9 protein-coding genes and 1 riboswitch are annotated in these 13185 nt (G+C 62.6%); of the genes, 3 read left to right on the forward strand and 6 right to left on the reverse strand.

The annotated features are described in order from the left end of the window. Window positions 1–2: 2 nt before the first annotated feature. The 3 genes from BR24_RS07885 to BR24_RS07895 are packed head-to-tail and all read left to right on the forward strand — an operon-like array spanning window position 3 to window position 5142. Window positions 3–2849: an SIS domain-containing protein gene (locus BR24_RS07885; protein WP_496540955.1), complete on the forward strand. Its 2847-nt coding sequence runs from the start codon at window positions 3–5 to the stop codon at window positions 2847–2849. Between the two features lie 38 nt (window positions 2850–2887). Then, the gene (locus BR24_RS07890; RefSeq protein ID WP_496540956.1) at window positions 2888–4042 is read left to right on the forward strand and encodes a glycosyltransferase family 2 protein; all 1155 of its coding nucleotides are present in this window, start codon (window positions 2888–2890) and stop codon (window positions 4040–4042) included. Further along, entirely contained in the window at window positions 4039–5142 is a 1104-nt protein-coding gene (locus BR24_RS07895) for a glycosyltransferase (protein WP_496540957.1), read from the forward strand. Before BR24_RS07890 ends, BR24_RS07895 begins: the two co-directional genes overlap by 4 nt. A gap of 1 nt (window position 5143) precedes the next feature. On the opposite strand, the gene BR24_RS07900 is transcribed toward BR24_RS07895, so the two are convergent. The 6 genes from BR24_RS07900 to BR24_RS07925 all read right to left on the reverse strand — a co-directional run bounded on the left by BR24_RS07900 (window position 5144) and on the right by BR24_RS07925 (window position 13182). After that, window positions 5144–5863: a GGDEF domain-containing protein gene (locus BR24_RS07900; RefSeq protein WP_496540958.1), complete on the reverse strand. Its 720-nt coding sequence runs from the start codon at window positions 5861–5863 to the stop codon at window positions 5144–5146. A 249-nt stretch (window positions 5864–6112) separates the two neighbouring features. Next, window positions 6113–6346 (reverse strand): hypothetical protein, encoded by a 234-nt coding sequence (locus tag BR24_RS07905; RefSeq protein WP_496540959.1) that lies wholly within the window; start codon window positions 6344–6346, stop codon window positions 6113–6115. 15 nt (window positions 6347–6361) lie between these two features. After that, window positions 6362–8425 (reverse strand): ribonucleoside triphosphate reductase, encoded by a 2064-nt coding sequence (locus BR24_RS07910; RefSeq protein ID WP_496540960.1) that lies wholly within the window; start codon window positions 8423–8425, stop codon window positions 6362–6364. Window positions 8426–8605: 180 nt separating this feature from the next. Further along, window positions 8606–8789, reverse strand: a riboswitch (cobalamin riboswitch). A 185-nt stretch (window positions 8790–8974) separates the two neighbouring features. Further along, window positions 8975–10555 (reverse strand): L-serine ammonia-lyase, iron-sulfur-dependent, subunit alpha, encoded by a 1581-nt coding sequence (locus BR24_RS07915; protein WP_496540961.1) that lies wholly within the window; start codon window positions 10553–10555, stop codon window positions 8975–8977. Window positions 10556–10644: 89 nt separating this feature from the next. Beyond that, the gene (locus tag BR24_RS07920; RefSeq protein ID WP_496540962.1) at window positions 10645–11871 is read right to left on the reverse strand and encodes an L-serine ammonia-lyase; all 1227 of its coding nucleotides are present in this window, start codon (window positions 11869–11871) and stop codon (window positions 10645–10647) included. Between the two features lie 9 nt (window positions 11872–11880). Next, a complete protein-coding gene (locus BR24_RS07925) occupies window positions 11881–13182 on the reverse strand; it encodes a TRAP transporter large permease (RefSeq protein WP_496540963.1) in 1302 nt (433 codons plus the stop codon). Window positions 13183–13185 lie beyond the last annotated feature (3 nt).

The following is a 13185-nucleotide window of genomic DNA, read 5'->3' on the forward strand; positions in this document are numbered from 1 at the left end:
GTATGTGCGGTATAGCGAGTTTTCTGAGTTGCGGTGACTGGGCCGGGGAAAGCGGCCTGGACTGGCTTGCGGATTTCGCGAAGACGTTCGAGGGCTGTCGGGAACTCGATCCGCTGGAAGCGGCCGAGCCGCTGGACCGGCTGGCCGACTCATTTGATCAGCTCATGTCCTTCGAACTGCACATGGGACTCATGGCAGACCCTGCGGTGCTCGAAAACGCCCGCTCCCTTCGCGACAGCATCGCCCGGCTGACCGGAACCGCCGCAGTCGCTCTGGAGAAGGGGCCGCGCACCGACGAGCTTGAGGCGCTGCATGAAAAGTTGCGAGATTATCACTGGCAGCTGGACATGGAGGTGCTCGGCAACGTCGAGCGCACCGTCGCAATCATGCCGCAGGATTTGGCGGCCACCCCTTCGCGGCGCGACAGGCATTATCTGGCTTGGAGCTCGGAGCTGGTCCTCGAGGCCTTGGACAGGCTCGAAGTGCGCGGCCGCGATTCGGCTGGAATTGCCATAGCCTTCACGCTCCCTGCGGGTGTCGACCCCATGGAAGCGCTGAGCGACTCTCAACGTGAACAGGTCAAACGTCGTGCGGGCATTGGAAACGCCGATACCGGGCAGGTCCTCATGCGTAACCTCGAAGACGGGCGTACGGTGTGCCGCTTTCTCTACAAGGTGGCCCAGCTCGTGGGGCAGCTCGGGGACAACGGCGCGGCGCTTCGCACGGCCATCCGCCATGACGAGCTGCTCTGGAAAATGTCCGCCGGGCTTGAGAGCGTGAACATCATTGCCCACACCCGCTGGGCATCCAACGGCATCATCTCGGTTCCCAACTGCCATCCTGTGGACGGGCTGGTGGAAGGGGACGTGTCCACCGGACTGGAGAAGACCATGTTCGTGCTTAACGGCGACGTGGACAACTACCACACGCTGGTGGAAGAGACCGTGGTTTCGCGCGGGGCCTGCATCCCCAAGGTCATCTCCACAGACGCCAAGATTCTTCCGGTGTTATTTCATCTGGACGCCCCCGCGAAGGGCGATGCCGAGCAGCGCTTCCGCAGCGTGCTCAAGCGTTGCGAAGGCTCTCTCGCCGTGGTCATGCAGAACATGAACGACTTCGACAGCCAGTTTCTGGCTCAGAAGGGAAGCGGACAGAGTTTTTACGTCGGCAAGGTGCGCGACGGCTGGCTCGTGGCCTCGGAGGCATACGGCCTCGCCGCAAGAAGCCGCAGCTCTCATCCGCTGGCCGTCCACCGCGAGGGCGGGGTCTCCGTCATCCTGCGAAACGATGCCCCTGCCGATGCCGTGCCGCATGCCCGCTCGCTCGGAAGCGGCGAAGAAGTCCCGCTGCCAGAAGAGGCCATTGAGATATTCTCCCGCGACATCTTCCGGGGCGAGTTCGAGCACTATATCGAAAAAGAGGTACACGAAGCTTCGCAGTCCGTGCGCAATACCCTGAACGGGAAGTACGCCGTGCGTGCCGATCAGGTGGATTTTCTGCCGGCCGGGTTCGTGAACGGGCCTGAACTGGTCTGGCACATGACAGGGGACGGGAGCCTCGGGCGGATCATCTGTGTGGGGCAAGGCACGGCGGCGGTGGCGGCCATGGCCGTGGCCGAGCTCATGCGCCGGGCGCTGGACGGCAGCGGCATCTCCATTGAAAGCTACACCGGCTCGGAGCTCATAGGTTTTATGGGTGACAAGCCGATGAACGACGTGCTGCTGATTCCCGTCTCCCAGTCGGGAACGACCACGGACACCAACCGGGTGGTGGATCTGTGTCGAGACAGAGGCGCGTGGGTGAGCTGCATCGTGAACCGGCGAAATTCGCCGCTGGTAAAGAAGTCTGACTCCTGCGTGTATACCTCCGACGGTCGGGACGTGGAGATGGCGGTGGCGTCCACCAAGGCCTTCTATTCCCAGGTGGCGGCCGGGAAACTGCTCTCGCTGCTGTTCGCGGACTTGCTCGGCACGATGGCCAAGTCCGAAATCCTGCAGGAGATTCGTGCGCTGGAAGCGCTCCCCGATGCCATAGACGAAGTGCTCCGGGACAAGGAGGCCATTGCGGACGTGGCCCGGACATTCGCTCCCGTGTACCGGTACTGGGCGCTCGTGGGCAACGGTGCCAACCGCATCGCGGCGCAGGAGGTCCGGATCAAGCTCTCCGAACTCTGCTACAAGTCCATCCCGTGCGACGTGACCGAGGACAAGAAGCATATCGATCTGTCCACCGAGCCGCTGACGCTGGTCATGGCGAGTGACCTGCCGGAGATGGTGGTCATGGATACGGTGAAGGAGACAGCCATCTTCAAGGCGCACAATGGCAGGCCCGTGGTGTTCTGCGCCCGGGGCGAAACCCGGTTCGACCGGGTGGCCGAGGCCATCGTCAAGGTCCCGCGCGTAGGCGGCGGGCTGGACTTCCTTCTTGAGACCGTGGCCGGACACTGGTGGGGCATCGCCGCAGCCAAGGCCATCGACGAACAGGCGGCGCCGTTCCGGGCGGCCAGAGCCATGGTGGGCGGCATGATCGCCGACCCCGGGCGCTGGGACCGCACCGCGCTGCTGACCCAGCTCAACGCCTGCAACGAGCGCATCGCGTCAAAAGCCACGGATTCGGCGCTTCCGGCCCATGTTGGGGCCTCGCTCGCGAACTACATGCTCTGGCTCATGACGCAGCCTTCGGTCATCTGCGCAGCGGATGCGCGGCTCGACGATATCCTCGCGGTGCTGAACAAGGCCATCGAGGAGATGACCCGCCCCATCGACACCATCAGGCATCAGGCAAAGACGGTCACGGTGGGCATCAGTCGTCCGCAGGTGCTTCCGACCGCTCCGGACGGATGCAACTGATCCGGTTTCGGCTAACCATGCAAGGGAGGCGGTGATACATGGAAGCTCTGGCCGTGTTTTTTCTGGCGATGCTGGCTTACGCCGTCGTCGGCTACCCGTTTCTTCAGTTGACCCGGGCGAGGCTTCGGCCGGTAGGCGTCGGAACGGACGATCAGCCGCGCCCGATTTCCGTGATCATCTGCGTCCGCGACGAGGAAAGTCAGATAGGCGGTCGGCTGGATAATCTCCTGGCCATGGATTATCCCCGCGAATTCCTGCAGATCGTGGTGGTGTCCGACGGGTCGGTCGACGCGACCGAGGATATTGTTCGCTCGCGCGCCGCAGACGAGGTCGAGCTCGTGCGGTTGCCCGTGCCTTCGGGCAAGGCTGCGGCGCTCAATGTCGGGGTGGAGGCCGCGAGACACGATCTGTTGCTGTTCGGCGATGCTCGGCAGAGCTTTGCCCCGGATGTTGCGCGGCGCCTGGTCTCTCACTTTGCCGACGCGAGCGTCGGCGGCGTCTCGGGCAGGCTGGTCATCGCCCCGGAGGAGGGCGAGGGCGCCGCGGCGGGGGTGGGAGCCTACTGGGATTACGAAGTGCGCCTTCGCACCGCCGAAGCCGCCACGGATTCGGCCATTGGCGCTACAGGGGCCATCTATGCCCTCCGGCGCGAATGCTTCCGGCCCGTGCCAGAGGGGACGATCCTCGATGATCTGCTCATACCCATGCGCGCGGTATTGGACGGCTACAGAGTCCTCTATGATGCGGATGCCGTTGCCGTGGACCGCAAGCCGGTGCACGACAGGGGGGAGCTGGCTCGCAAGGTCCGCACCCTGTACGGCAATCTTCAGCTGATGCGGCTGGCGCCGGAGCTGTTCTCTCCCCTTGGCAACCGGCTGTGGTTCCGCTTCATTTCGCACAAGATGCTCAGACTTTTCCTGCCGCTGCTCTTTGCGGGCAGCCTGATATCCTGTCTTTTTGCCGGAGGATTGTGGACCCTCTTCGGAATGGTGCAGCTCGCCTGCTGGCTCACGGCCTGCATCGCGTATGCGACCTCCGGCGGCTCCCTGCCAGCGCGGGTGCTCTCCGCACTGCTGTTGCTCAACACCGCCGTGGTGCTCGCGTGGCACAAGTTCCTGACCGGAAAGGGGGACGTCTGGACCGCCGCATCGTCCAGTCAGCAGGCCGCATCCGGGGCGGGGAAGGCGCGATGAGGATTCTTCAGGTCCTGGACTCGCTCAATGTGGGCGGCTCGGAATCGCTGGCGGCAACCCTTGCGGAACGGTTTACCGCACGCGGTTTTGCCTCGCGAATATGTGCCCTCGGTGCCGACGGGGCGCTCCGGCAGCGGCTGGACGGCAAGGGTGTCCCTGCCATGCATCTCGGTGCTTCCAGCGGCATCCGTCCCGGTGCAATGTTGAGACTCGGACGCCTCATGCACTACGGCGCGGACGTTGTGGTCACCCATCATTTCCGGCAGCTCGTTCATGCCGCTCCCGGCGCGTTCGCTCTTCGAAAAAAGCTGGTTCACGTGGAGCACGACTACCATTCCTATGAAGCTCGTCCCGACGTGATGCGGCGGTTCGAGCAGATCGCCCCGATAGTTCGACAGTTCATCTTCGTGTCGGATGAAATTCGCGACTGGTTCGCACGGCGTCTGCCGAAAGCCGCCGACCGCTGTATCAGCATTCCCAACGGCGTGGATACGATCCGTTTCCGGCCGAATGCGCGAGTGCGGGATGAGGTGAGGGAGCTGCTCGGCATCCAGCCGAATGCACGAGTAGTGGGTACCTGCGCGCGGATGGAGCCGGTGAAGGACCTGAACCTGCTCATCGAAGGCTTTGCAAGACTCGTCGACGAGGGAAACAGGGATGGCCGTCCTTTGAACCTTGTGCTTCTTGGTGACGGCTCACTTCGGGAGGCGTTGCAGTCACGGGCGGAAGAGCTTGGCGTGCTGGACGTTTGCCGTTTCCCCGGCATGGTGCAGGACGTCCACCGCTGGCTGAACGCCTTGGATGTCTACGCCATCACTTCGCGGGACGAAGGGCTGCCTCTTTCGGTCATGGAGGCCATGAGCACGGAGTTGCCGGTGGTATCCGTCAATGTCGGTTCCATCGGCAACGTGGTGGATGACGATGTCGGCATCATGCTGGAGGGGCGCTCCTCCTCGGAGCTCGCCCGGGCGCTGGACGCCCTGTTGGCGGATGAATCCGCCCTGCAGGAGCGGGCCGTGGCAGCGCGGGCGCGCATCATGCGCGAGCATTCCGTGGAGGCCATGGTGGAAGCCTACCTCGAGGTCTTTCGTCAGGCCTGAATCAGTTGCACTGCGCGCCGCAGATGCCGACCTTGTTCCGCACCGAATCCGACGCTTCCAGATGGGCCTGCACCGCTCCGGCCATGATGTCTTCCGGGGCTTTGACGCCGTTGCAGTCCAATCCGCAGATTCCGTACACGGGGTCCACCCGGGCACCGAGGCGCAGTTTCTGCAGTTCGCGGTTCAGCTCTGCCGAAATCCGGTTCGCCACCACCTGTGCGCCGTCGATGCCGCTGTTGGGCAGCAGCAGGGCGTAACGCTCGTTGTCGAGCTTGGAGAGAATGTCGCTGGTGCGGATGCTCTGCAAGACGGGGCCGACCAGTTTGGCATTGAGGTCCTCGGGGGCGATCCCCACACGTTGTGAGACGCTGGTCATGCCGTTGAAGGAGAATATGACGAGGGCCATGGGAAAGCTGTGGCGCTTGCTGCGGTTGTATTCCAGCCGCAGCGACACCAGCAGGAATCGTTCGTTGAAGACTTTGGAGTGCGGGTCGAAGAGCCGCACCTTTTCGTACTCCTTACGGCACATGTGCAGCGCCACCAGCGCCGCCGCCAGATATCCCGAGGAGTAGGCCAGCAGCGCAAGGGTATCCATGCCCATCACTCTGCCGCCGAAGATGGCGGTAATGACCACCCACCCCAGCGGGTACAGGGCGATCATGAACAAATGAAGGGGAGTGCCCAGAAGCTTGTCGCGATTCATCAGGCGGGATCGAAGCATGGGTGACCTTCCATTTTTTCATGTGCGAAATAGAAGATACAAGCAAGTTCAACGCCAATCGCAAGGCTTTGGAAAATAGATGGTTTTTCTTTCGACTGCCGCAGAACGTGTAAGGGATGTCGACGGTTATGTCTGCCGGACCGACGTGGCAGCAGTTCGCCAAGGCAGTGCACTTTGTTTTCCCGAGTATGAAAAGGCCCGCTTCCCCTTGTCGGGAAGCGGGCCTTGCTATCGTGCGGGAGGCTGGAGCTAGTCGGAGTCGTTGTCACCGTTACCGGCGAGCCTGCCTATCTCCGTGAGCGCCTTGCCTCGCTGCTGCGCCAGCTTTTTCCATTTGCGCTTCTCCTTCTTGAGCGCTTCGACGGTGTGCAGCAGGTTCTGAATGGTGTTGGCCGGGTACCCGTGGGTGGCCCGGTTCCCCCTGCGCAGCTCCTCGTCGTTGCGCTGCTGGATGGCGGCTATCTGGTTGGCGTCGAGAATCATGATGATTCGTGGCTGCTAGCAGGCGTCGCAGAAGCTGTTCATGGTATATTCGGTGCGTTCCTTGTATTCCTCGCGCTTGCCCTTGTTCCAGCGGCTTACCGGCCGGTAGTAGCCCACAACGCGTGTGTAGACTTCGGTCTCGTCGCCGCAGGTGGGGCAGGAGAAGTGCTCGCCGTAGATGTAGCCGTGATCGCGGCATACCGAGAAGGTCGGCGTGACCGAGATGTAGGGAATCTTGGTCTTGCTCATGGCCTTGATCAGGAACTGACGCACGCTCTCTTCGTCCGGGGCTGCCTCGCCGAGGAAGGTGTGGAACACCGTTCCGCCGTTGTAGAGCGTCTGGAGCTTGTCCTGATGCTCGAGAGCGAAGAACACGTCCGGGGTGACGCCCACCGGGAGCAGGGTGGAGTTGGTGTAGTAGGGAACGCCGTCGCCCGAAGCGTAGATGTCGGAGTAGAGCTCCCTGTCAATCTTGGCGAGGCGGTAGCAGGTGCCCTCGCCCGGGGTCGCTTCAAGGTTGTACAGGTGGCCGGTCTGTTCCTGGAAGTCCAGAACCAGCTGGCGCAGGTGATTGAGCACGCGTTCCATGAGTTTGCAGCCCGCATCGGTGTCCACGCCCTTCTTGAGCAGGTTCATGCAGGCCTCGTGGCCGCCGATGAGTCCGATGGTGGAGAAGTGGCCGTTGAAGCCGTTCTTCAGGTAGCGGCGCGAGAACGGGAACATGCCCGCCTCAAGGTTGTGTTCCACGACCTTGCGCTTGTACTCCAGCGAGTCGCGGGCCATCTCCGCGTATTCGGTGATGAGGTCGATGAAGTCGTCCTCGTTCTGGGCGAGGTAAGCCAGCTTGGGCAGGTTCAGGGTGACCACGCCGATGGAGCCGGTGAGGTCGCCCGCGCCGAACAGGCCGCCGGTTTTCTTGCGGATCTCGCGCAGGTCCATCTGCAGTCTGCAGCACATGGAGCGCACGTCCTCGGGGTTGAGGTCCGAGTTGATGAAGTTCTGGAAGTAGGGCGCGCCGTACTTGGCGGTCATCTTCAGCAGCAGCTTGCCTTCCTCGGACTCCCAGGGGAAGTCCTCGGTCACGTTGTACGTGGGGATGGGGAAGGAGAAGATGCGGCCATCGGCGTCGCCTTCGAGCATGACTTCGAGGAAGGCCCGGTTGATCATGGCCATTTCCTCGGCGTATTCGCCGTAGGTGGTGTCCTGGAACTCGCCGCCGATGATGACCGGCTCGTTGGCGATGTGGGACGGCGGCACGAAGTCGAATGTGAAGTTGGTGAACGGGCTCTGCCCGCCCCAGCGTGAGGTGGCGTTCAGGTTGTGCAGCAGCTTCTGGATCTGCTGCTTCACGGTGTGGAAGTCCAGACCGTCGTAGCGCACGAATGGCGCGAGGTAGGTGTCCACGTTGTTGAAGGCCTGCGCTCCGGCCCACTCGTTCTGCAGCGTGCCGAGGAAGTTGACGATCTGTCCGCAGGCGGCGTCAAAGTGCTTGGCCGGGGTGGACGAGCAGCGGTCGCGCAGATTGAAGCCCTCCAGCAGCAGGTCACGCAGGCTCCAGCCCGAGCAGTAGCCAGCCAGCCCGAAGGACAGGTCGTGGATGTGGAAGTATCCGTGGGTATGCGCCATACGGACTTCTTCGGGATATTTGTCCAGCATGTACCTCGCCTGAACCGATCCGGCCATGTGCAGGATCAGGCCCTGAAAGGAGTGGACCATGTTGGAGTTTTCGTTCACCCGCCAGTCGATGTTGTCGAGATAGCTTTCGGTGACTCCGGATATGTTCAGGAAGGATTCGTTCTGGGCGCGCATCTCGCGGCGTTTCTCACGGTAGATGATGTAGCGCTCCGCCACCTTGTACAGGCGGGCTTCCATGAGAACCTGCTGGACCATGTCCTGGACCATTTCCTGCTCGGGAACGTCCACGTTCCGGAGCTTCTGCTCGACCTTCTTGGCCAGCCGGGTGGAAAGCAGGGGGTCCTTGATGCCGCTGCCCTTGAGGGCTTTGAAGATGGCTTCGCCGACCCGTTTGGTCGACCAGGTTTCGAGGCATCCGTCGCGTTTGAGAATCTGAACCGGCATGTGTCTCTCTTGAAAACAGCGCTTCGCGGAAAGCTGAAAACGCCGGACCACGGTGGACGGCGTTTGACTGTTTTGCAGGGTTGCCCTTTCGGCGCGGACGGCTGAACCGACACGGCACGGCAACTGTTTTTCTATTATATGAACCAATCATGACCCTCGGCAAAGTCCGCGCTTCGCTTCGGGCTGGATACGCTTCAGGCAGGTTTTCTGGCTTTCCCCGTCAGGCCCGCCTTCCCGCTTTGCAGCAGTGGCTCATGGACCTTTCCTTTCCCTTTAGGGAGGGGGTTACAGCGGCGGGACCGCCCCGGATTTTCACCGGATTCCCTTTTGCGACCGGTAGGCCACCTGAAGGACATCGTGAACGCGCAAGAACCTAGCCCAAGCCCTTTTTCGAAGCAAGGGGTTGACTGTCCGTCATGAAAACTTCTTGGGCGATGTCGGCTTAGGTCGTCGTAATTCCGGGCAATAAAAATTGCCCAAAACAGACGGCTAAAAATATACCGCGCGCGTGTGAAATTTTTCTGGAGGCAGCTGAAACGGGTCTGGTGCTCAAGCCTGCCGATTCAGTTCATCCTGAATGGCGCGGCTGGTGGGCGTAATGCACAGCCCGCCGCGCGTGGTGCAGCGCAGCTCTGAGGGGAGCAGCTTTCCGGTTTCGCGCATGGCGACGATGACCTCGTCGAGCGGGATCACGGGATCAAAACCGCAAAGGACCATGTTGGCGGAAACAATTGCATTGGAGGCGGCCATGGAGTTGCGGTTGACGCAGGGCAGTTCCACCAGCCCCCCGATGGGATCGCAGATCAGCCCCATGACGTTCTGAAGGGCCAGACCGGCCGCGGCAAAGGACTGCTCCGCCGTGCCGCCCAGCAGCTGGGAAACCGCGGCGGCGGCCATGGCAGTCGAAGAGCCGATCTCTGCCTGACAGGCGCAGGTTTCGGCCGCAAACGTGGCCTGATGCGCGATGAAGACCCCGACAAGCCCGGCGGCGAGCATGGCCTCTGCCTGCTTCTCCTCGGAAAGCCCCAGCGATTCGGCGACGGAAAGCACCGCTGCGGGCAGCGTCCCGCAGGACCCTGCGGTGGGTGCGGCCACAACGATGCCGCCAGCGCTGTTGCACTCCATGACGGCGGTGGCAATGAGCATCCCCCGGTTCATGACGCCCAGGTCGGCGAGCTTCGTCTGCTGTGCGTTCAGGGCCATGTCTGCCGCGATCGGCTCCATGTAGCCGGTTTTGGGCAGGCCGCCGCGCAGTCCGGTTTCAGCGGAAGCGCGCATGAAGCGGATGATCTCCTTCATGCGCTCCATGATTTCGTTTCGACTCGCGCCGCTGGCCGCCGCTTCGTAGCGGATTGCCAGCTCCGCCGCGCTGATTTTTTCCGCACGGGCAGCGTTCAGCGCTCCTGCGGCGTCCATGAAGGGCATGTCATATTTGAAGCGACCGCCCATCGGCAGGATGCGCTCCATGATGGAGACGCGGCATTCGCCCTCGGTATCCATGGCGCCTGCGAGCTTGAGCAGCGAAGGGGGGAAGGGGGATTCGGATGAAAAATGGACGAAAAGCCCGTTGGGTCCATCTGCGGCGGTGAGGCGAGCACCGATGACTTCCGCTTCGGCCTCAAGCTCTTCCTGTCGTGACGGATCGGGACACTGTGCGGTCATTTCGTAAAAATCGCCGCGAATGGAGACGGGGTGGCCGTCGATTTCGCATATCTCGAACATGCCGCCGCCGGTGGAGACTGTAAGAAAGGTCTGTGTGCGGCCGCTGACGCCGGTTGCGGTGATGCGCGCGGCGTTGGGATGCGGCAGGTCCAGCGGTTCCGTGGTGAAACGGTAGTCCCGCCCGCGTTCCGTTGCGATGCGCAGGGCGTCGACGAGTTGTTCATGCTCGGGACCGAAGCCGAGAAGGCCGCCGACAAACCCCATGTCGGTCCGCTGGCCCTTGTACGTGGCGGGGTAGGCTCCGTCTTCCTTGAAGGCGATGGTGGCGCGCAGGATGTCCTCGCCCACAAGCTCGCGCACGGCCTTGCCGATGCGGGTGGGACCTGCGGTGTGGGAGCTGGATGGGCCGGTCATGACGGGGCCGAGGACGTCGTTGAAAATGCTGGCCGGGCGTGCGGTGTCGGACATGGCGATGTTCCTTGCGTGAAATCCGTGGCTGATAAAGTGACGGGGCTCCGTCGAAACGAAGCCCCGTCCGGGACATGGGTGGAGGGTGGTCAGCAACCACCCTGAATGTTTTTCATGCGGTCGCCGTATACCTTGGCAAGTCCTCCCGTGGAGGTCTCACGGTAGAGGCTCGGCAGATCGTGGCCCGTCTGCTTCATGACCTGCACCACCTCGTCGAATGGGATGCGATGACGTCCGTCCGAGAGATAGGCCATCTGAGCGCGGCTGAGGGCGCGGGACGAGGCGCAGGCGTTGCGTTCGATGCAGGGGATCTGGACCAGGCCGTCCACCGGGTCGCAGGTCAGGCCGAGATGATGCTCAAGGCCCATCTCCGCCGCATATTCGATCTGTCGCACCGAGCCGCCCATGATCTGCGTGGCGGCGGCCGACGCCATAGCGCACGCGGAGCCTACCTCGCCCTGGCACCCCACCTCGGCTCCGGAGATGGAGCCGTTCTGCTTGATGATGGTGCCGATGAGTCCCGCCGTGGCGAGGGCATGGAGAATCTCGTTCTCCGTCGGCTCCTGCGATTCGCGCAGGTAGTACAGCACCGCCGGGACGATGCCCGCCGCGCCGCAGGTGGGGGCGGTGACGATGGTCCCGCCGCCCGCGTTTTCCTCGGAGACCGCCAGCGCGTAGGCGGTGACCTTGCCGGTCTGCTGGATGTCGGGGCCGGAGAGCTTGGCTTTCTTGTAATAGCTCCATGCCTGCCGCTTGAGGCCGATGCTTCCCGGCAGCACGCCCTGTGTGTCCAGTCCGCGGCGAACGGCGTCCTGCATGACCTGCCATACTTCCCGCAGGAACTCCCAGATCTCGGGGCCTTCGCACTGTTCCACGTACTCCCAGTAGGTGAGGCCCTTTTCCTCGCACATTTCCATGATGGAGGTCAGGTCGGGCAGGTCATAGACCTGAACCGGCGGCTCCTCGCCGTCGCCCGCGCCGCGCACGGCCCCGCCACCCACGGAGTAGGCCTGCCACGATGCGGTTACGGCGCCTTCACCGTCGAGGGCCTCGAATTCGAGCCCGTTCGGGTGTTCGGGCAGCTCGACCTCCGCCTTCCAGATGACTTCTGTGCGTTCGTCGCCCAGCACCTGAAGCACGGCCCAGTCGGTCAGGTGCCCCTTGCCGGTTGCGGCCAGCGAACCGTAGAGGGTCACGCGGAAGGACGCTGCCTCCGGGTTGCGGTCCAGGAAGGTCTCGGCCGCCTTCTTCGGTCCCATGGTGTGGGATGAGGACGGGCCGACGCCGATTCTGTAGAGTTCCCTGATGCTTTCCATTGTATACCCCTATTTCATGAGCAGGTTGACCAGTCCGAGAGACACCTCGGGCACGTAGGTCGTGATCAGCAGGGTCGGCAGCCAGGCGAAGACGAGCAGGAAGAGGGTCGGCCGGAGCATTCCGGTGAGCTGCGCGCCGGATATGCGTCCCGAGAGGTAGAGAAGTGGCGCCGTGGGAGGCGTGACGTTGCCCATGCCGAGGTTCACGCCCATGATAGCTGCAAAATGAACCGGGTCAACGCCGATCTGCGTCACCAGCGGCAGCAGGATGGGCGTTCCCAGCAGGATGCCGGAGACGTCGTCCATGAGCATGCCCATGAAGATCAGGAACACGTTGATCATCAGCAGGATCACCATTTCGTTTTCGGAGATGGTGGTCAGCACGCCCATGATCTGCTCGGGCAGGTTTTCCATGATGTAGAGTCTGGACAGGATCATGACAGCGAACATCATGGCCATGATGACGCCGGTGGTGGTCGCGGACTCGATCAGCGTGGACGCGAGGTTCTTCAGTTTCAGTCCTTTGTACAGGAACATGGCCACCGGGATGGCGTAGAGCACGGCCACGGCAGCGGCTTCGGTGGGCGTCATGACGCCGCCGTAGATGCCGCCGAGGATGATGACGGGCATCATCAGCGCCGGGGAAGCCTTGGCGCTCTTGCTGACGAAGAGTTTGGTGGTGGTGGCGAAGTCGCGGTGTTCGGCTACCTCGATTTCCGTGTTGTTGCGCAGCAGGTAGATGTTCACGAGGCTCATCAGCACGGTGACGATGATGCCGGGAACGAATGCCGCGAGGAAACAGGCCAGCACGGACTGGTTGGCCATCCACGCGTACAGGATCATCAGCATGGAGGGCGGAATCAGGATGCCCAGCACGCCCGAGTTCGCGAGGATGGCGGCCACGTGGCCCACCGGGTAGCCCGCGCGCTTGAGCTTGGGGATCATGATGGAGCCGATGCAGGACACGGTGGCGGAGGAGGAGCCGGAGACCGCGCCGAAGATGGCGCAGGTCACGACGGTGACCACCCCGAGGCCGCCGCGGATGCGTCCGGCGATGGTGTCCACGACATCGACCAGCTTGTCGCCGATGCCGCCCTTGTCCATGATGCCGCCCGCCATGATGAACAGCGGAATGGTCAGCAGGACGACGGAGTTCATTTTGGCGAAGCCGTAGGGCAGCAGAAAGCCCGGATCGTATCCGCCGGTGTAGAGAAGGTATGCGGCCGAGCTGAAGAAGGCAAACGGGATGGGGATGCCTATGAACAGCGTAACCACGAGAATAAGGATCGCTATTGCTACGGTAATGCTCATGAG

The organism is Pseudodesulfovibrio halophilus DSM 5663 (genome assembly GCF_059568665.1).